Source organism: Spiroplasma endosymbiont of Sarcophaga carnaria (assembly GCF_964019595.1).
In the GTDB taxonomy this organism is placed as follows: domain Bacteria; phylum Bacillota_I; class Bacilli_A; order Mycoplasmatales; family Mycoplasmataceae; genus Spiroplasma; species Spiroplasma poulsonii.
Map to the genome: position 1 here is coordinate 1,102,755 of NZ_OZ026456.1, position 20,797 is coordinate 1,123,551.

18 protein-coding genes and 4 pseudogenes are annotated in these 20,797 nt (G+C 26.5%); 16 read left to right on the plus strand and 6 right to left on the minus strand.

From position 1 onward, the window contains the following. Nucleotides 1–140 precede the first annotated feature (140 nt). On the plus strand, nucleotides 141–620 hold the full coding sequence (locus AACK91_RS06295) for a hypothetical protein (protein WP_338965265.1): 480 nt from the start codon (nucleotides 141–143) through the stop codon (nucleotides 618–620). Nucleotides 621–1,186: 566 nt separating this feature from the next. On the opposite strand, the gene AACK91_RS06300 is transcribed toward AACK91_RS06295, so the two are convergent. From AACK91_RS06300 to AACK91_RS06310, 3 genes are all read right to left on the minus strand, one after another. Continuing rightward, nucleotides 1,187–1,852, minus strand: a complete 666-nt coding sequence (locus AACK91_RS06300; RefSeq protein ID WP_338965268.1) for an SDR family NAD(P)-dependent oxidoreductase — start codon at nucleotides 1,850–1,852, stop codon at nucleotides 1,187–1,189. A gap of 19 nt (nucleotides 1,853–1,871) precedes the next feature. Further along, a complete protein-coding gene (gene coaD, locus AACK91_RS06305; protein ID WP_338965270.1) occupies nucleotides 1,872–2,294 on the minus strand; it encodes a pantetheine-phosphate adenylyltransferase in 423 nt (140 codons plus the stop codon). A gap of 140 nt (nucleotides 2,295–2,434) precedes the next feature. Next, the gene (locus AACK91_RS06310; RefSeq protein WP_338963247.1) at nucleotides 2,435–3,397 is read right to left on the minus strand and encodes an IS1/IS1595 family N-terminal zinc-binding domain-containing protein; all 963 of its coding nucleotides are present in this window, start codon (nucleotides 3,395–3,397) and stop codon (nucleotides 2,435–2,437) included. A gap of 274 nt (nucleotides 3,398–3,671) precedes the next feature. On the opposite strand from AACK91_RS06310, the gene AACK91_RS06315 reads away from it, so the two are divergent. The 8 genes from AACK91_RS06315 to AACK91_RS06350 all read left to right on the plus strand — a co-directional run bounded on the left by AACK91_RS06315 (nucleotide 3,672) and on the right by AACK91_RS06350 (nucleotide 12,745). Beyond that, nucleotides 3,672–5,339 carry a ribonuclease J gene (locus AACK91_RS06315; RefSeq protein WP_338965273.1) on the plus strand — a complete coding sequence of 556 codons (1,668 nt, stop codon included), beginning with the start codon at nucleotides 3,672–3,674 and terminating at the stop codon, nucleotides 5,337–5,339. Nucleotides 5,340–5,441: 102 nt separating this feature from the next. Continuing rightward, complete coding sequence (locus AACK91_RS06320) at nucleotides 5,442–8,411, plus strand: DNA translocase FtsK (protein WP_338965276.1); 2,970 nt, start codon at nucleotides 5,442–5,444, stop codon at nucleotides 8,409–8,411. A gap of 151 nt (nucleotides 8,412–8,562) precedes the next feature. Further along, nucleotides 8,563–9,429: an energy-coupling factor transporter ATPase gene (locus AACK91_RS06325; RefSeq protein ID WP_338965279.1), complete on the plus strand. Its 867-nt coding sequence runs from the start codon at nucleotides 8,563–8,565 to the stop codon at nucleotides 9,427–9,429. Continuing rightward, entirely contained in the window at nucleotides 9,417–10,334 is a 918-nt protein-coding gene (locus AACK91_RS06330; RefSeq protein WP_338965282.1) for an energy-coupling factor transporter ATPase, read from the plus strand. The genes AACK91_RS06325 and AACK91_RS06330 overlap by 13 nt, the downstream gene beginning before the upstream one ends. A gap of 4 nt (nucleotides 10,335–10,338) precedes the next feature. Beyond that, nucleotides 10,339–11,304: an energy-coupling factor transporter transmembrane component T gene (locus tag AACK91_RS06335; protein ID WP_338965285.1), complete on the plus strand. Its 966-nt coding sequence runs from the start codon at nucleotides 10,339–10,341 to the stop codon at nucleotides 11,302–11,304. Further along, nucleotides 11,304–12,044, plus strand: a complete 741-nt coding sequence (locus AACK91_RS06340) for a tRNA pseudouridine synthase A (protein ID WP_338965288.1) — start codon at nucleotides 11,304–11,306, stop codon at nucleotides 12,042–12,044. The genes AACK91_RS06335 and AACK91_RS06340 overlap by 1 nt, the downstream gene beginning before the upstream one ends. A 300-nt stretch (nucleotides 12,045–12,344) precedes the next feature. After that, on the plus strand, nucleotides 12,345–12,494 hold the full coding sequence (locus AACK91_RS06345; protein WP_004027793.1) for a hypothetical protein: 150 nt from the start codon (nucleotides 12,345–12,347) through the stop codon (nucleotides 12,492–12,494). Further along, complete coding sequence (locus AACK91_RS06350; RefSeq protein ID WP_338966586.1) at nucleotides 12,494–12,745, plus strand: hypothetical protein; 252 nt, start codon at nucleotides 12,494–12,496, stop codon at nucleotides 12,743–12,745. The genes AACK91_RS06345 and AACK91_RS06350 overlap by 1 nt, the downstream gene beginning before the upstream one ends. 430 nt (nucleotides 12,746–13,175) lie before the next feature. Here the strand turns inward: AACK91_RS06350 and AACK91_RS06355 are convergent, their stop codons facing one another. Further along, entirely contained in the window at nucleotides 13,176–14,138 is a 963-nt protein-coding gene (locus tag AACK91_RS06355) for an IS1/IS1595 family N-terminal zinc-binding domain-containing protein (protein WP_338963247.1), read from the minus strand. Nucleotides 14,139–14,440: 302 nt separating this feature from the next. Here AACK91_RS06355 and AACK91_RS06360 point away from each other — a divergent pair. From AACK91_RS06360 to AACK91_RS06385, 6 genes and pseudogenes are all read left to right on the plus strand, one after another. Next, nucleotides 14,441–14,875 (plus strand): annotated as a pseudogene (locus AACK91_RS06360) (DUF3627 domain-containing protein). 151 nt (nucleotides 14,876–15,026) lie between these two features. Further along, complete coding sequence (locus AACK91_RS06365; protein ID WP_338963585.1) at nucleotides 15,027–15,230, plus strand: DUF2649 family protein; 204 nt, start codon at nucleotides 15,027–15,029, stop codon at nucleotides 15,228–15,230. Next, nucleotides 15,230–16,244 (plus strand): annotated as a pseudogene (locus tag AACK91_RS06370) (hypothetical protein). Before AACK91_RS06365 ends, AACK91_RS06370 begins: the two are co-directional and overlap by 1 nt. Further along, nucleotides 16,237–16,497, plus strand: a pseudogene (locus AACK91_RS06375) (hypothetical protein); the annotation flags it as partial. The pseudogenes AACK91_RS06370 and AACK91_RS06375, both read left to right, overlap by 8 nt. A 50-nt stretch (nucleotides 16,498–16,547) precedes the next feature. Continuing rightward, nucleotides 16,548–16,784, plus strand: coding sequence for a hypothetical protein (locus AACK91_RS06380; RefSeq protein WP_338965294.1), 237 nt, complete (start codon nucleotides 16,548–16,550; stop codon nucleotides 16,782–16,784). A 16-nt stretch (nucleotides 16,785–16,800) separates the two neighbouring features. Then, a pseudogene (locus AACK91_RS06385) lies at nucleotides 16,801–19,005 on the plus strand (spiroplasma phage ORF1-like family protein). 20 nt (nucleotides 19,006–19,025) lie between these two features. On the opposite strand, the gene AACK91_RS06390 reads toward AACK91_RS06385, so the two are convergent. Then, nucleotides 19,026–19,367 carry a hypothetical protein gene (locus tag AACK91_RS06390; RefSeq protein WP_338965297.1) on the minus strand — a complete coding sequence of 114 codons (342 nt, stop codon included), beginning with the start codon at nucleotides 19,365–19,367 and terminating at the stop codon, nucleotides 19,026–19,028. Further along, nucleotides 19,351–19,455, minus strand: coding sequence for a lipoprotein (locus AACK91_RS06395; protein ID WP_338964379.1), 105 nt, complete (start codon nucleotides 19,453–19,455; stop codon nucleotides 19,351–19,353). The genes AACK91_RS06390 and AACK91_RS06395 overlap by 17 nt, the downstream gene beginning before the upstream one ends. Before the next feature lie 119 nt (nucleotides 19,456–19,574). Here AACK91_RS06395 and AACK91_RS06400 point away from each other — a divergent pair, with 119 nt between their 5' ends. Then, entirely contained in the window at nucleotides 19,575–20,546 is a 972-nt protein-coding gene (locus AACK91_RS06400; protein WP_338965299.1) for an IS30 family transposase, read from the plus strand. Nucleotides 20,547–20,797: the final 251 nt, after the last annotated feature.

Here is a 20,797-nt window from a genome sequence, read left to right on the forward strand (position 1 = left end):
ACTATTAATTAAATAATAGAATTTTTGATTTAAATATGATTCTTATCATTATTTTATATTAAAAAATAATTTTCTTGTGCTTTAAGGTAGGATAATACTATCTTAGGATGTCCTAAGAGATAAAGAAAGGTTAATTTTAAATGAAAAAAATTTTAAGTTTAGTAAGTGTATTAACAATTGGCGTTGCACCAATTTTAACATTAAATGCTACGAGTTTATATGATGTAAAAAATAATTTTGAAGGTACTGATTTCAAAGCTAACTTAGAATCTAGTCAACAAGCAAAAAAAATAGTAAAAAGAGAAACTGAGATTCATCAAAAAAAATCTAATTTTGTGAAAGATTCAGAATTGGCAACACCAATTACGAAGGTGACCGCTTTTTATATAAATAATTCGGATAAGAATACATTTATTTGATCAAAAAAATTACCAACAGGAACAAAATATAATTTTTTTAAGGTAGAAATTAAAGAAAATAGTAATTATTGAGTTGAAGGGTATGAATTTAATTATTTTAATCGAAGGGTTTATTCACCGCTAGGTTATGTAGTTAATATGTCATTAATAAATAATAAAGAAGATGAAAAAACATTAGCAGAAGAAACTTATAGTAGCTAGCTATGTATGAGGGAATAAGAGTTGAAGAAAGATTGATGTAGTAAACGTAAAGTTAATTTTAAATTTGCAATATTCTGATAATGTCATAACTGCGAAATTTACCGCTAAAGCTACTGTCAAAAATACTAGTTTATTTAGTTGAGTGAAAACTCAAGCCAAATTTTATTTTAAAATTATAGTTTCTTAAAACAAATGATTATAATAATGTTGAATAAAATTCATGAACTATTTTTTTAAACTAACTTTATTTTAAATATGATTATAATTTTTATATTACCTATTTTATTTAAAAATACTAAATCTCTTTATCAATATGATATATTTTAATTAATAACATTATTTTATTTATCTTTAATTATTAAGGACTATAAAATAATGTTTTTTTATTTAAAAATTAACTTAAAAAAGTTAATTTATTTTAGTTTGTATTTTAGGTTATAAATTATAAACCTGATTTTTGCATTTTATAGACTTGTTTTAAAACCATTTTACGAGGTAAGTGCTTTGCGAAAAAAACATTAATTTTATTTTTACTGCCAATTAAAACAACGTCTCTTTTTGTTTGATTAATTTTTTTTAAAAGCAATTTTAGTAAATTTAGTAACATTCATACTACCAGGTGGTAGTTTTTTACTTTGATATTGGGCTCTATTTCAAAAGTCTGTTTTGATTGGACCGGGACATAACGCAATTACTTTTAATTTAGATTTTTGTTGTTGCAATTCAAAATTTATTGCACAACTAAAATTTAAAACATAACTTTTTGAGGCAAAATAAGTGGCATGTAATGGTCCTGGTTGGAAGGCGGCGATGGAAGCGAGGTTAATAATTCTTTTTTCGGTGTTAGTTTTATGATATTTTAAATAGAAGTATTTAGTCATAAATTGGAGACTTTTAATATTCAAATCAATTAAATTTAGTTCATCATCAATGTTAGTATTCTCAAACATTCCGAAAACACTAAAACCAGCATTATTGATCATAATATCAAAATCAATTTTATTAAGTTCAGAAATTAGTTTTCTGTTGGTTGCAATTTGACTTAAATCACAATTAAATGTTTGTAAATAACTGGTTAGATTTTGTTCTTTTGCTCAGATTGTAATTGGTGTTGTATTTCTTGCCACACAAAAAACATTAATATGGTTGGTTAAGTATTGTTTTGCTAATTCAAAGCCAATTCCTTTGCTTGCTCCTGAAATAAAGACACTTTTAATGTTATTTAATTTCATTTTAGTCCCCCCTTTATTGTTATTTTTTTAGTTGTTCAATTTGTTTTAAAAAGGTTGAAGAAATTTCCGTTAAGCCATAATCAGCAACAAAGAAGATTGTCTCAAGATTTTCATTTAATTTTTTATTAGCAAAAGCTAATTCCATTTCATATTTTAAATCATTATTATTTCGTAATCCTCGAATAATATAGTTAACTTTTAATTCTTTTGCAAAATCGCTGGTTAACATTTTATCATTAATGACAACTTCAATGTGTGGATTAATTTGTTGACAAACAGCAATAACTTTTGCTGCCCGGATTTTAATTTCAGTTTGTCCTGTTTTTTCTAAGTTATTAGTAACAACAACATACAATTTTGAAAAGAGAGCACTAGCTTTTTTAATAATATTAAGATGTCCATCATGAATTGGGTCAAAACTACCCGGAAATATTGCTTTCAATGTTATTTCACATCCTTTTGATTGCTTTTATTATTTTAACCTTTAATTTTGTCGAAAACTCTTGATGAAATAAAAAAAATCATCAATATGACAATTTGAAAACTAATTTTGTGTAAGATTATGATTTTGCTTTAAATTTTTTAAACGTTAAAATATAATACCGTTGATTGTTGGTTTGGTGTTAAACCTTTGTGTTGGTATTTTCATTTTCAGAGCTTTAAATAATTTTGAATATTAGTGAAACCCAAACCATGATAATGAATTAAGGCTTCTTTAAGACTGGATTGTAATTTACTAATCTTATTTAACTTTTGATAACTAGTATCAGGGTTTGTACTAGTTTTGGTGGAATATAGAGTAGAATTTGTTTGTTTTGCTACTAATAAATATAGTGGTTGCATATCAGAAATAATTATTGATTTTTCTTTAATTAGTTGCTTATTCATATTTTCAATAATCCATTGTTTTTGTAATCTTTTGGTATTGGTGGATTGAACAAAAATATTATTATTGCTATCAACTGCCATTTGAATACAGCATTTGGTATCAGTTGAAAATGGATCGAGATGAGTTTTTCGTTTATCAAATTTATCTTTAAAATTGCCTTTATGAATTTCTTTAATAAATGTTTCATCCATTTGGATTTGACCATTTAATTTTTTAAATTTTAACTGTGTATTTTCTAATTGTTTTGATTGCATTAATTTTTGTCGATTATATCAAGCGGTTTTTGGGGTTGTTTTAATAAAACGAGAAATTATTTTACTAGATTGTCCTAACAATGAAATTTGAATTAATAAATTTCACTGTTCATAATTTAAATGACTTCAATAAGTAAAATGATGACGAAATGCATCAAAACTAGCACGACATTTTTTACATAAATATTTTTGTTTTCCTTCGGAATTATGACCATTTTTAACACAATGAAAAGATTTGCAATTAGGACATATAATGCCTTTATCTCTAAATTTTTGATCAATTTCATTTAAACGTTTTTGTTTTTTAATTAAGTCTGCTTGTTGTTTTATTTTTTCATAAAATTCTAAAAATTGATCATCTGTTAAGCTATTTATTAATTCTGTAATTATTTTTTTCATCATTTATTTACCTCCATATATTAAAAATATACCTAATTTTAGGTATATTTTATAAATATCAAGAGTTTTCGACAAAATTAAAGATTTTAACTGAAAAAATGTGGTATTATAATGGTAATAAGATATTTTTTTAATTATTTGTATATTTTTTTAATACTAATGTATAATAATTAAGATTACATTTATTTAATTTAAGAAAACAATGTAAAAAGCATTTAAATAATGAAATGTAAATGAGTACTAAACAAAAAAGAATAGAAAGAAGTAGATTTTAATTATGGCAAAAATTAGTTTTTTCGCTCTTGGTGGCCTAGATGAGAGAGGTAAGAATTTATACTGTATCGAAGTAGAACAAGATATTTTTATTTTTGATGCAGGAACAAAAAACCCTGAACGAGGGATTTTAGGGATTGATGTAGTAATATCAAATTTTGATTATTTAAAAGAAAATCGTGCCCGTATTAAAGGGATTTTTATTACAAAACCTTCTGATGAATGTTCAGAAGCATTAACTTATATGTTAAAAGAATTAGCGGTACCAGTTTATGGTAGTGATTTAACATGCAATGTTTTAAAATTCCATTTACAACGTTTTAAAGTACGTGGTAAAGAAGAATGTTTTAATGTTATTAATGCAAAGGATGTTCTTGATTTTGGAACATGTCAAGTTGAAGTTTTTTCAACAACAACAAATATGCCAAATAGTTTTGGATTTGCATTACACACACCAGATGGAACAATTATTTACACGGGGGATTATATTTTTGATGCCAAAGCTGATCCAAACTTTGCAACTGATTTACAACACTTAAATCAAATTGTTGCTAAAAATAAGGTGTTATTATTTTTATCTGAAGCTTCAACAGCATCACGACGCGATTATACAGCACCAAATCATAAAATTAAAAATTATATTGAACGAGCAGTCAAAGAAGCAGAAGGACGGATTATTTTAGCTTGTTTTGATCAAGATTTACATAAAATTAGTGAACTTTTTGACTTAGTACGAGAAAATAATATTTCAGTTGGAATTTACGGTCAAACCTTATTAGAATCATTAAAAGTGTTATCAGATAGTAATAAATTAAACTTTAACGGGATTAATATTAAAGGTTTACAAGAAGTGGTTAAAGAAGAAAAATCATTAATTATTGTAACTGGTAGTGGTGAACGTTTATATAGTCGTTTAATTAAAATTGCTTCTGGGAATGATGATATTTTAGATATTAAAGAAAGCGATATGATTATTTTAGCAACCCCACCAAATCCAGGAAGTGAATTAAACTATGCTAATGTTTTAGATGAATTAGCACGAACAGTGGCAAAAACAATTGCTTTATCGGATAAAAAAGTTTGAACAATGACAGCAAGTTATGAAGATGTTAAATTAATGAGCTCAATTATTAAACCAAAATACTTTATTCCCGTCAAAGGATTATACAAAGACTTTGTCCAAGAAAAAACTGCGGCAATTGAAGCCGGTATTAACCCAAACCATATTTTTATTGTTGATAATGGTGATGGTGTTGAATTTGTTGATGGTGAATACACAAAAACAACAAATAAAGTAAAAACAGCCGATTTATATGTTGATGGAATTGGTGTTGGTGATATTGGGGCTGTTGTTTTAAATGAGCGAAAACAATTAGCAACCGATGGAGTTGTTATTATTGGTGTCTCAATTGATGGTAAAACAAAAGAATTAGTTTCCTTAATTGATACACAAATGCGAGGAGTAATTTATATTCAAGAAAATAATGATATTTTTCGGAAAATGCAAAAGGTAATTATTGACATTATTGAAAAACATTATAAAAAAGCTGTTGCTGGTGAAATGTATGATGTTAATGAAGTTAAAAATGAAATTAGATTAACAATTAGTTCATTTGTTAAAACGGAAACAGGGAAAACACCAATTATTTTAGCAATTGTGAATGAAATTTAATTTTATGATATATTTATAGTATATAAATATTTGAAACTTTTTAAATGTATGGTCATATTTAAAGTAATTCTTAAATATTTAGGATTTTAGGAGGGCTGCACCATGAAAAAGAAATCTTATGATGATCACCTTTTAAATGATCATAATGAGAACACTGCAATCTTAAAAGTCGAAAAAAAGCAACGTCGTAATGATTCAATCGGGTGAGTAATCGGTGCGTTGTTAGTTACTTTTTTTACGATTCTTGCGGTGGGCCGAATTACTTTAATTGGGCAATTTTTAGATGATGTTTTATTTACATTTGCTTTTGGTTGATTTAAGTATTTACTATATTTAGTATGCTTAGTGCTTGGAGTTACAATTTTTATCGGTGTACGGATTAAATTAAAGAGTCGGGTATGCTGAATGATTATTAGCTTTGTTATTTTATCTTGTTGATTAGTAAGTAGTTTTTTACTAATTTATCAATATGCTAATGGTCAAATTGCCTTTTTTAATAAAACCGTTTTTTTAGATGTTATTAATAATTATTTAGCACATTGACAGGATGCTTCAATTTTTAATGCTAATCCAAGTCATCCGATTACTTTTATTGGATTTAATGGAGCTTGAATTACCTTATATGCTGGTGGCGGAATTATTGGAAATTTCCTGGCGGTAATTTTTAGTTATACCACAATTTTTGGTTCACTAATTTTTTGTTTATTAACTTTTTTATTATGAGGAAGTTGAGTAACAACCGGAACAGTTTGAGGACTGTTTTTACCAAAAGCACAACGCCAACAACAGGGGTTGCGTGTGTTAAGATTATCAGCTAATCGCCGCCAAAAACAAAATATTTATCAATCATTTAATATTCCTGATGAGGAATTATTTTCAGCTCGCCAAGTAATGCATACAACGGAAGCATCAGATATTACTATTCAAATGCCGTCTTATACCGCTTTACATGATAAACGGTTAATTGATGATTTAATTGCGGATGATTTTGTTGGGAAGAAAAAAGGGAAACAAAATTATGTTCGTTTTGATGAACAAGAAACAATGCAATCGAGAATGCCTGCTGATAAATTTAATGATTATAATCCAACGCCACCGCAACGAACACCAAAAGTTTCGCCAACACCAGACCAATATATTCAACCACGTAATCGTCAAAATAATAATTATCTTAATAAGAATATTGATGACTTACCAGTATATAGTTCCGCTTATGGCAAAGATGTTAATATTGATGCTGCTCGTGATAAACTGAATTCAGAGACAAATATTACGCCATTTGGGAAAATTAATCGTAATCTTAATCCAACCAAGGTTAAACAAACATCATTTTATGATGATCATGTTCAGGTTGATGATTTTAATGCTGCAGAACCACAAGACTATGATCAATTTGATTCAAATGTGCTTAATGATGATGGGATTTATCATCGTCAAAGTAATCAACCAATTTTTAATGAACCTGACCCTTATCAAACAGAATATTATCCTTCATATGAACCGCCCTTAATGAGTGGGAATAATTTTAATATGCCACCGCAACAACGCCGTGCTTCAAAGCCAAAAACAATTGAAGTTAATAAAAAACTTAGCCAAGCTGCACCGCGTCGTAGTAGTTTTAATAATCCACATTATAAATTACCAAATTTAGGATTATTAAATCCAAAAGAAGATAATCGGCGAAATAATGAACGTAATAAAATTTCTGCGCAAAAGAAAGCGGTTAAAATTAATGAGGTCTTTCATCAATTTAATATTGCCGCTAGTGTTCAAGGTGTTAATATTGGACCAACAATTACAAAATTTGAAGTTCAAATGCAACCTGGTGTGAAAGTTAATAAAATTATGAATTTAGAAAATGATCTAAAATATGCTTTAGCAACCCAAAATGTTCGAATTGAAGCACCAATTCAAGGTAAGTCAGCGGTTGGAATTGAGATAGCAAATGAAATTAGTAGCAAAGTAACCTTACGTGAAATTATGGAACGAGTACCCTTAGAAAAACAAAATAAGAAGTTGTTAGTTGGAATTGGGCGTAGTGTTAATGGTGAAATTATTTTTGTTGAATTAGATAAAATGCCCCATTTACTAGTTGCCGGGTCAACGGGAAGTGGAAAATCAGTATGTATTAATACGATTTTATCATCGTTATTATTACGAACAAAACCATCAGAAGTTAAATTATTGCTAATTGATCCAAAACAAGTTGAGTTAGCAGTTTATAATAATTTACCGCATTTATTAGCACAAGTGATTTCTGATACAAAATTTGCAAATGCTGCTTTAAAAAAAGTTATTGAAGAAATGGAACGCCGTTATAGTATGTTATCAGAACGTGGAGTTAGAAACATTGAAACATTTAATAATAAAGTTTCCCCAAAAGAACGCTTACCATACATTGTTGTTGTAATTGATGAGTTAGCAGATTTGATGATGACAGCGGGAAAAGATATTGAAGATTCAATTATGCGAATTACTCAATTGGCGCGAGCAGCAGGAATTCATATGGTAATTGCAACCCAACGTCCTTCAACTGACGTTATTACGGGGGTTATTAAAACAAATATTCCATCACGAGTTTCCTTTTCTGTTGCTTCTTCGATTGATTCACGCACAATTTTAGATCAAGGTGGTGCTGAAAAATTAATTGGTTATGGTGATATGTTATATGCCCCAGCTGGTCAAAATATTCCAACCCGTGCGCAAGGAGCATTTATTTCCGATGACGAAATTCAACGATTAGTTGATTTTTGTCATGCGCAACAAGAACCTGATTTTGATGAAGAATTTATTAATATTGAGAATTCGAATGAAGTTGGTGGTGGGAATGAAGGTGAAGATATTGACCCAATGTATAATGAAATTAAGCGTTTTGTAATTTTAAATCAAAAAGCATCAACATCGTTAATTCAACGTAAATTTTCAATTGGTTATAATCGGGCAAGTCGGTTAATTGATGCTTTAGAGGACAACGGAGTTATTGGGCCACAAAAGGGGGCTAAACCACGTGATGTTTATATTCAAAGCATTGACTTAGATGATAATGATTTTAGTAGTGGTGGTCAATGATAAGTGGCTTGTTGAAAAATAAATTTTTTATTGTGTATTTATAATATTTATATATAATTAAATATGAAATTGGAAAGAAAAAATTTCAATTAATATTTAAAAATATTAAGATATAATTAAACTATTATGTAATTAACATTAAGGATGAGAAGAAATGGCAAAAAAAACAAAAAAACCAAATTCAAAATTAGAGAAACTAAATGATGTTTCATTAAAATTAACTGATGTTGAATTTCGCTACCGTGAAAATCATCCTAATGCCGTTGATGGAGTTAGTTTTGAAATTAAACATGGTGAATATGTAACAATTATTGGTCATAATGGGAGTGGAAAATCAACAATTAGCAAAATTATTATTGGTGTTTTACGCCCCCAAAAAGGAAGAATTGAAGTTTTTGGGAATGAAGTTCATTCATTAACACTAACTGGAATTCGTAAATTTTTAGGAATTGTCTTTCAAAATCCAGATAACCAATTTATTGGTTCAACTGTTCGTGATGATATTGCTTTTGGATTAGAAAATCGCCAAGTACCACAAAAAGATATGCAAGCAATTATTGACAAAGCCGCTGCAAAAGTAGGAATTAGTAATTTTCTTGACCACGAACCATTAATGCTATCAGGAGGACAAAAACAACGTGTTGCGATTGCTTCGGCGTTAGCATTACAACCTGATATCATTATTTTTGATGAGGCAACAAGTATGTTAGACCCCAAAGGACGTAAAGAAATTAAACAAATTATGGTTGATTTAAAAGAATCGCGCGAAAAAACAATTATTTCAATCACGCATGATATGGATGAAATCTTAAATGCGGATAAAGTTATTGTTATGAACAAGGGTCAAATGGTTAAATGTGGAAAACCACACGAAATTTTGTATGATGAAGAATTTTTAAAATCAATTCATTTAGACGTGCCGTTTGTTTCGCGAGTAATTGATAGCTTACGTTTAAATGGGTTGAATGTTAAAAATACGCTGGATCTTAGAGAGTTGGTGGATGAACTATGTCAAAAGTAAAAAAGAAAACTAAAGTTGAGGCCTTACAAAACACTGATATTACATTTACCGATGTCTCTTATGTTTATGCACCAAAAACACCGTATGAATATAAGTCATTGCAAGATATTAATTTAGTTATTAAACCAGGGAAAATTACTGCTATTATTGGTTCCACGGGGAGTGGAAAATCAACTTTGATTCAACATATTAATGGATTATTAATTCCAACAACAGGAGTTGTTGATGCAAATGGTTTCATTATTAAGGCAAAGCAAAAGCGGATTATAAATATTAAACAACTACGAAAATCAATTGGTTTAGTATTCCAATTTCCGGAATATCAGTTATTTGAAGAAACAATTGAAAAAGACATTATGTTTGGTCCAATTCATTTAGGTGAGAGTAAAGAAATTGCTCGTGAAAATGCTAAGAAATATTTAACAATGGTTGGTTTACCGTTAAATTATTTAGAACGTTCACCATTTGATTTATCAGGAGGACAAAAACGAAGGGTTGCAATTGCGGGAATTTTAGCAATGGAAGGAAATACTTTAATTTTAGATGAACCAACCGCAGGATTAGACCCGGAAGGAGAAGAAGACTTTATTAAGTTATTTCACCGGATTAATCAAGAACAAAACAAACGAATTATTTTAGTTACTCATAATATGGATCATGTTTTAGAAATTGCTGATGAAGTTGTTGCTTTAAAAGATGGGAAAATTATTAAAATTGGAACACCTTTTGAAATTTTTAAAAACAAAGATTTATTACAAACACTTTTAATTGAACCACCAAAGATTTATAATTTAATTTATCAATTAAAAGAAAAAGGATTTGATTTAACAGATGCTGACATTCGGAATATTGATGAATTAGCAAAAGAAATCATCCAACGTAAAGGCCTAAAAAGAAAGGGGTAAAAAGATGCGCTTATCATTTGGACGTTATATTGCCTACAATTCCGCTGTTCATCGGATGGACCCACGGGTAAAACTATTTATGTTGTTATCATTAATGGTATCAATCTTTTTTTCGACTGGTTTTACCGGTTATGCTATTCTGGGGGTAACCATTTTTACGTTGTTCTTTTTAGCAAAATTACCACCACGATTGCTAGTAGCATTATTAAAACCAATCTTATTTATGTTTGTTGTTTTACTATTAATTAACTGTTTTTTAGTAACCGATGGTTATATTGGTTGACACTGAGGTGGCAAAGCAACAGCAACTGGTCCTTTCGCTCGGGGCGGGAAAAGTTGATTTGCTTTTTCCGAAAAAGCTGTTTTTAATGCGCTGTATATGGCTTGCCGGATTTATTTAATGATTTTAATTACAACCATTTTAACAGCAACAACACAACCATTAGATCTAACATTAGCATTAGAGGATTTATTGAGTCCTTTAAAATTAGTTCGTTTTCCAGTTCATATTTTATCAACAATAATTTCAATTGCCTTACGAATGATTCCAACGTTAATTGAAGAGGCTGGTCGGATTATGAAGGCTCAAGCTTCGCGGGGGGGTGATTTTCGTAATGGTCATTTTAAAGATAAAATTAAATCAACAACGGCTTTAATTATTCCATTATTAGTATCGGCTTTTCAAAAAGCCGAAGATTTAGCTTATGCAATGGATGCACGTGGTTATGACCCGTATGCAAAAAGAACACGTTATCGTCATTATCGTATTCATTTCCCAGATATTTTGTTGTTTATTTTTGGGGTTGGGGTTGCAAGTATTATTATTGCGCAATCAGTTACGATGGGTCAATATCAAACTTTCTATGAAGTTTGATATTGAGGAACAAATGGATGAGCATTTGGGAAAATTCCAACTGGATTTTTACAAATTCGTATTCCTCACATTGATGATTTTGTTTTAGGATGATAATGTCATTGTTATTATTAACCCTTGAATATGATGGTTATGATTATAATGGTTGAGTTAAACAAAAAAATGCACGAACAATTCAAAACGAATTAGAAAGAGCATTTTTTCGTGTTTGTCAGCAGCCAGTTTGAACATTGGGTGCTAGTAAGACTGATGCTGGTGTTCATGCTTGTGATCAAAAAGTGTTAGTTAAGATTCCGTTTCAACCACGCAATGTCGATTTTTTTATTAAAACAATTAGCAAAATTTTACCAATTAATATGAATATTAAAGATTATAAAGTAGTTGCTGATAACTTTAGTGTTCGGACAACAAAATTAAAAGAATATGTTTATACGATTAATGATCATAGTTATGATTTTACTAATCACCGTTATGAATTAAAAGTTGATGAATTATTGGATCTTAAAAAATTACGGCAAGTTAGTCAAGTGTTTGTTGGTGACCACGATTTTGCTTATTTTTCAGGAGTAAAACAAGGCGAAGCAATTAAGACCCAGCGTAAAATTAATAAAATTTATGTTAAGAGAAACAAAGCAAAAAAAATTGAGATACATTTTATTGCAAAGGGTTTTATTCGTTATCAAATTCGGATGATAACACAAAACATTTTAGCGTGTTATTGGGATAGAATTAGTTTAGAACAGTTGAAGGAAGTTTTGGATCATCCTCCAGTTGGTCAAACAACAAAATATTGTGCAAAACCACATGGTTTATGTCTAAAAAAGATTAAATATTAACGAAAGATAAAAACTATCTTTTTATTTTATTTTATTTTGTAAACTGTAATATGAAGTGCAACAAATCAACTTTGAAAGGAGTTGATTTTTTTAATGGAAAGAAAACATTATTTTATTTTACGGTCCTTAGTAACTAAGTATGGAAAAGATAATGTTATTAATACGTTAAATAATATTGTAATTAATAATGAAAAAGAAGATGAATAAATTATCCGCCTAATTTATTCAATATAGTTTATTTTGAGCGTAGCGAACACGCGAAGCGTGCCGCGAAAATTAGATTTTTAGGAGGAATAAGTTATGCCAGTTTGATTAACGACAATTTTTAGTGTTGTTATTATATTAGGTATTTTTGCTTGAATTGGTTTATCAATTTATCAAAAAATTCGCCAAATTCGAGGAAAGAAAAAAGATAAAAAAGAAATTGAAAATAAGGAGGATAAAAAATAATTTTAGGTATGTATTTAACAACAGCAATTAATTTTTTAGCAGTTGGTGATAAACCTACTATTTCAGATGGAATGGGTTCTATTTGAAGTGGTTTAGGGCAAGCAATGATGAAAGTTAAAGAAGCAATTTATGCTGTATTACCAGAATTAATGACCTTTTTAGGTGATGCGTGAATTATTTTAATTCCATTTGGTATTTTTGTTATCATTAAGATTTTAAACTTTTTCCGTGTTATGGTTAAAGTATTTTAATATTTATTATTACTGATCATATATCTTAGCTATGGCACACTAGCTTTTATGTGAGTTGATTAAATAATTTTGTTGTTTATTTTTGTATTACACACTGTCTATAAGTTATTATTGAAATTATTAGTAATGAAATAATTGTTTTAAAGTAGGATTTAATAAAAATAAGAATATTTTTATTAAGGGTCATATTAATAGTAGTTTTGGAATATAAATTTTTATAATATTCTTTATAAATATATCTACTTTCTTTTTAAAATTTGTAGGCGGTGTGTAGTGCAAAAATATCAATTTAATTATAAATGATTAATTTTATATTTTAATAACTATTATCTTTAATTTTGTCGAAAACTCTTGATGAAATAAAAAAAATCATCAATATGACAATTTGAAAACTAATTTTGTGTAAGATTATGATTTTGCTTTAAATTTTTTAAACGTTAAAATATAATACCGTTGATTGTTGGTTTGGTGTTAAACCTTTGTGTTGGTATTTTCATTTTCAGAGCTTTAAATAATTTTGAATATTAGTGAAACCCAAACCATGATAATGAATTAAGGCTTCTTTAAGACTGGATTGTAATTTACTAATCTTATTTAACTTTTGATAACTAGTATCAGGGTTTGTACTAGTTTTGGTGGAATATAGAGTAGAATTTGTTTGTTTTGCTACTAATAAATATAGTGGTTGCATATCAGAAATAATTATTGATTTTTCTTTAATTAGTTGCTTATTCATATTTTCAATAATCCATTGTTTTTGTAATCTTTTGGTATTGGTGGATTGAACAAAAATATTATTATTGCTATCAACTGCCATTTGAATACAGCATTTGGTATCAGTTGAAAATGGATCGAGATGAGTTTTTCGTTTATCAAATTTATCTTTAAAATTGCCTTTATGAATTTCTTTAATAAATGTTTCATCCATTTGGATTTGACCATTTAATTTTTTAAATTTTAACTGTGTATTTTCTAATTGTTTTGATTGCATTAATTTTTGTCGATTATATCAAGCGGTTTTTGGGGTTGTTTTAATAAAACGAGAAATTATTTTACTAGATTGTCCTAACAATGAAATTTGAATTAATAAATTTCACTGTTCATAATTTAAATGACTTCAATAAGTAAAATGATGACGAAATGCATCAAAACTAGCACGACATTTTTTACATAAATATTTTTGTTTTCCTTCGGAATTATGACCATTTTTAACACAATGAAAAGATTTGCAATTAGGACATATAATGCCTTTATCTCTAAATTTTTGATCAATTTCATTTAAACGTTTTTGTTTTTTAATTAAGTCTGCTTGTTGTTTTATTTTTTCATAAAATTCTAAAAATTGATCATCTGTTAAGCTATTTATTAATTCTGTAATTATTTTTTTCATCATTTATTTACCTCCATATATTAAAAATATACCTAATTTTAGGTATATTTTATAAATATCAAGAGTTTTCGACAAAATTAAAGACTATTATTAAAAATTAAATAGTATTTTTCAGTGTGTCAATTTTTATTATTTTATATATTTAACATTGTTAATAACATTGTTTATTAAACATTAAATAAACAATATATAGCATTATGTATAACATTGTTAATAATCAGTGTTTTTATCAATAAGTAAACAATATATAAACATTAAATATAACATTGTTTATTAAATAAATATTTAGTTAGGAGTTGATAAAATTGAGTAATTTTGTTAAGAAAAATCAAAATATAGAAAATTATTTTATTCGTAAAGAGTTGATAGTTTTTGAAACAGAAAAAGCAATTTTTATAAATTTACCTAATCATAATCGTCATATTGGTTTTTGGTTGAGTAATAAATTTATTTATCCGAGTGAAAAACACTCAGAACAAGTAGCAATCGGTTTGATTTATGATAATTCTTATCCTATTGTAAAATATGATGAAAATTTAAAACGTCATGTGTGAAAATATTTAACTGGAGCAGAACTAATCAATTTGTATAATCAATACAAATAAAATTATTTTACACAAATGAAAAAAGCAATATTTCCTGGTGAACCTCAAAAAGTAAAAACAACTAACAATAATTTAACAAATTGAAGTGATGAAAAAGTAGATAAATTAATTAATGACTTGAAGGACTTAAATTAATGGGTTTATATGATTATTGAGTTCAATTTGTTAGTTATATTATTGGTTCAAATGCTCCTGAATTTTTATATGTCATATCATTTGTATTATTTATCGTTTTATTTTTGGGGATGTTTTTTAAACTTATTCAGAAAATGTGGAGTTTTTAAATATGCAAAATGATTGAGAAAAATTAAAAGAGTTTTTTATTTATGTATTTTTGTTTATAGATAAAACGAATGTTGAAATTATTACAACTTGAAATTTAACTCAAAATGAATATTTAACTCTTATGATTGGTATTTGAATTGTGATTTTATTTTTAACGTGGTTTTTATTGTGAATGGTTTTTAAAATAGTTGGGTATTTTAAGTAATGAAAAAATTTATATTTTTCTTAAAAAATTATTGTTATATTGGTGGTTCAATGATTTTGTTTAGTTTAATTGATTTATTACTTTGAATAATTTCATTAAATTATACCGGTTTAGTATTTTGATTATTGTTTGCTTTGCAATGTGTTTATTTTGTCTGATGAGTTTGAAAAAACATATTTTATCAGTTGAGTGCTTTTCGTTTAGTTAATTTTGTTTGAGATAATCCGTTATCAGTAATTATTGGTAAGTTAGGGACGGGAAAAACTTTACTTTTAACTTATTTATCACAAACTATGAAACTATTAACAGATAAGATTTATAGTAATTATCCGTTAGAAGATGATAAAGTTAAAGTTTTAACATTTAAAAATTTAGATTTTACAGATAGAACAAAACCAGTTCCCCCAGATGATAGTGTTATTTTATTTGATGAAAGTTATTTATATATTGATGGAACTAGTCCCCACGATGAGAAAAAAGTTCATAGTGGTAAAATTCCGTGAATTGTATTAGCAAGACATTTTGGTAATCGTGCTTTATTTACTGCTCAGCGTGAGGGTATGATTTGAAATAATATTCGACAATTAGCAAGTGGTATTATTATTCCAATTTCATTGAAAAAACCTATTGCTAAAAAAGGATTTAATTTTTTTAATCGTTTCTTTATTATGCGAATTGGTATTTTTCAAGATATTACAGATTATGAAATTTGAAAAACAAAATCAGTAGAACGAACAGCCGAAGGTAAACGAGCAAAACATAAGTCGGATGTTGGGTTAGGAATTCGGTTTTTTAAAATAATTATTCCATTAGAATTTGCACAGAAATATGATAGTCAATGATTAAAGTTTGTTCGTGATTTAAAAAATGATGAAATAGTTAATTATAAAGAATATTATTGGTCAGAAATTACTAAATTAAGTGTTAAAGAGCGTTTAGCATTGTTTGATATTGATATTTTGAAAAAAAAATTTAAAACCTAAAAAAGAAAAAGGAAGTGATAAAGATGATTAATTTATTATCAGAAAGTAATAATTGAGATAAGATTTTTAGTTTTATTTTTGATGTATTTTTGTTTATTTTTGATGTAATTTGAAATACTAAATTACCAATGACAAATACAACTATTGCTTATTTTATTATCTTTTTTATGGTTGTTAAGTTATCAATTTATGCTATCCACGGAACAAGAACACAATATAATGAATTAGGTTCAACTGTTAAAAACAATACATCAAAATTGTATGCTTCAACAGTACGTGGTGTTAAAAAAGCACATAAGGCTAATAAAAATGGTCGGTGAAAGGAAACAGATTAATGATTAGATTAGTTTTATTAGTTGCTGCAATTGCTATTTTTGGTACTAGTTTTATTACGGTGATTATAAATCAATTAACATTAGCAAAAAATATCATTATGGATTTATATAACTCAGATACTTTTTTACTTTCTTTGTTTGGTAAAATGGCAATTTTGTTTAGTCATCCATTAATGTTAACAATATCAAGTTTATATATTGTTGGGTTTATTGTTTCAAAAACATTGTATAGTTAGGGGTTGAATTATAAATATGAAAAAATCATTATCTTTATTTGCCATATCTATTTTAGGTATTTTAGGTTTAATTATTCCATTTATTACTTTAACAGCATTTAAACCCTTAAATCAGCAGAATTATACTGTTAATTAACAAACAATGGGAATGAATGAAACTGATTTTATTAATACAATGTTTTTACGCAGTAGTTTTTTTGAAAACTGGTCTGAAACAAATTACTTTATTAATCCAACTCTAAAAACATCACAAACATTAACTTATAATGATAAATGATATTTAGACTTTTTAAAGGATAGTTATTCAACGGGAATTTCATTTGATAAGCCTAGTGATGAGTTTATGGATTTATATAAAAATTGAGATACTTATGCTAAACAATATAATATTGATAAATTCTATGATGTTGATAAAAAACAATTTTTAAAAGAATTAACTAATTTTTCTTATTCTTTTGCTAAGTATTTTAATACTGTGGAAGTTATTAATAAATTAGAAAGAGGTATTGATAATTTACAATTAGTTAAAATGATTAATGAGTTTTGAATACAAATTCCTAGAACACAGGCGCCTAATAAAGAATTTTTAACTGCTACTAATAAATGATATTTTTATATAAATAAATATGAAAATAATTATATAACGACAAAATTTTATTTTGATAATAATTTTATTAATAATCAAAACACTTGATGACAACACTTAAAAAATGATTCAGATTTTATTTGAAACTATAATTTAGTATATCGTTGAGATGGAAACGGTGAACCAGAATTACCCGTTGTTGATAATGATGGCAAATTAAAATGATATACTGAATATTATCAAAATGTTCGTTCTTTTTTGCTTAAATATATTGATGTTATTGTACAAGAAAATATCCGAATTCAGCAAGGTGGTAATCCAAACTATGATGACCCAAATTTGGGTAGTGAAAGAATAATTTTTGATTTTGAAATTATTAATAATATGGAAAAATTAGATTGAAAACCTGATGTTATTTTAACTAGAAAATCAATTTATCGGATGATTTTAACAATTGATGAAAATAAAAATATTATTGCTGGTAGTTTAGAATTAACACATTTTAAACAATATTGGGATGGTAATAATGCAAATAGTTATTGGTATACTGATGATTTAGGTTTTTTATTTTCTTTCATAAAAGAAAAAGAAGATACTTTTAATTTTAGTGCTGAAACTTATAATTATTATCAAGGTAATTCTCCTAATATTGGTAAAATGGTTTTTGAACAGATGAAAGGTCAAATTGATATTAATAAATTTTTAAAAGCCTTTTTTACCCATGCTTTGGTACCCGTATTTCAAAATCGCAGTAATTTTATTGAAAGTGGTTATATTGATAATTTACAGTATGATACTGTTTTAATTAATTTTTTTGGTTTAAAATTGATTAATTTTAGAGATGTTTTAATTGATGAAACTAATACTAATAAAAATCAATTTGAAAAACTATTAAATAGTATGTTTACGGTTTCCCAAAATTTTTATAAAGATTATTTACGTACCATTTTTGATTTAGAAAATGATACTTATGTACAAGGATATAATAAAAAATATGGTTTATTAGCAAATAATGGTTTTAAAATTTATCCTCGTTATTTTTATTTTTCTGATAAATACAATCAATTAGACATTAAATTGTATTCAGCATTTAAAAATCGTTTTTATAATACTAATTATGGTAATGTATTTAATTATGATTTTTCAGTTGCAAATAATTATAATATTAATCAAAATGAAGGTTATATTTTTTAAGGTGCTTTAAAAGATAAATACGGTTTAAAATACAAAAAAATTGAAGAACAAAAAATCGGTTATAATGTTTTTGAATTACAAGCCCAAAAAGAAAATGATATGTACCGTTATTATGATTTTAATTTTGGAATTTATAACTGACAAGAAATAAATAATGGCGGGTTGTTTCCTGATGGACAATGATGACAAGCCCAATATGAAAGTTGTAGTTGATATAATTTAGCGTGTCATATAAAAAATGCTGCAATTTGAATTGTAAATAATATTCCCGGTGTTAAACAAGTAAACGAATTAGCAAGCGGTGTTGGTAAAATATTTCAAACAATATATAGTTTTTTTAGTCAAACATTTGAGGTATGAAAATTTAGTCCAGCATTATATAATACAATAACAAATATATTCCTATTAATTATCTTTATGAAGTTTGTTCGATTAATTTAAAAAAGGACTTGTTAGTCCTTTTATTCTTTTCAATCAATTATTAGTCCTGTGTCTTTATTAATTTCTGGTATTTGTGGTTCATTGTTTTTATTTCAACGATATACTAAATTATAGTTTCAAATAAAATCTGAATCATTTTTTAAGTGTTGTCATCAAGTGTTTTGATTATTAATAAAATTATTATCAAAATAAAATTTTGTCGTTATATAATTATTTTCATATTTATTTATATAAAAATATCATTTATTAGTAGCAGTTAAAAATTTTTTATTAGGCGCCTGTGTTCTAGGAATATTAGTTCATTTGCTATTTTCTGGTAGTTGTTGTGGTTCTGGTGTAGGTTTATTACCCCCCGTTTTCATTATTATTTGGTTTTTCACAACTAATTAATGTTGTTGTACTTGTTGCTGTTAATCCGATTACTCCTAAAATACTTAGTAACTTTTTCATATTTTACTTCTCCTTTATTAAAATTACTTGAATGCTATAATTGATTTTATCATATATCAATAATGTATTAAATAATTTTAATATTAAATTTATAAATTAATGAAAGGTATATAAATGTTATGTATAGTCATTTAAGTTTTATTGATAAGGTTAAATTGGAAAAATTATTATTATCAAAATTATTTTTAAAAAAGAATGGTGAAATAAATATTTCACAAATTGCTAAATGTTTGAACAGAAATCGTAGTACTATTTTGCGAGAAATTAAGCGTTTTAAAACTATTGATGAATATAGTGCTTATAAGTCAGATAAAATGTATTATGAGAAAAGAAAAAAGAATAATAAAAGATATAAGTTTACAGAAGAACAATTAAATTTTATTAATATAAGATTTAATGTTTATCGTGATTCTCCATCACAACTTATTCATCGTTATTTTCTAAAGTTTGGTATTAAATTTCCTGTTTGTGTTAAAACATTGTATAAATGAATTCGTTTGGGTTTTTATGGTTTTTTAAAACAGAATTTACGTCATCGTGGTAAAAAATATAAAACAAAAGGAAAATTTGATAATCGTGGTAAATTAATTAATTTTAAATCAATATGAGATATTGAGAATAAAGAGACTGATGTTGGTTGATTTGAAATGGATACCATAGTTGGAAAAGAGCATCAATCTAGTAATTTGGTTTTAGTTGAACAAAATAGTAAAAGTTATTTTGTTATGAAATTAAAAAATCATACCGCTAATGAAGTTGTGGAAAAGTTTAAAGATATTGTTATAAGTAATAATTTATTTGGGAAAATTAAAGGAATAATAACTGATAGAGGAAAAGAATTTAGTAAATGAAGAGAATTAGAAATATTTGCTGAAACACAAGTTTATTTTTGTGACCCCGGTAAACCACAACAAAAACCATTAATTGAATATATGAATTCTGAACTTAGACAATGATTTCCTAAGGGAACTGATTTTAATAATGTTAGTCAACAAAAAATAAATTGAGTAGTTAATGTTATAAATGATAAATTAAGGCCTGTTCTTAATTGAAAAACAGCAAAAGAGGTATTTTCAGATAATTTTAAATAGGTTTATTTGAAGTAATTTAATAAATTATTTTTTAGTGTGCTTAATTTTCCTTAAAATAAAATAAAAACTATAAATATTTTGATTTTTAAAAATTTATAATTGATTTTTTATGATTTTTATTGTATTATTTGACTAATAAGATTTGTTGCACTTCATTTTACATAATTCCTTAAGTTATATTTTTTATGTTATTATTAAATTAATAGATTTGTTGCACTTGCATTTACAATTTACATTTAATAATTTTCAAT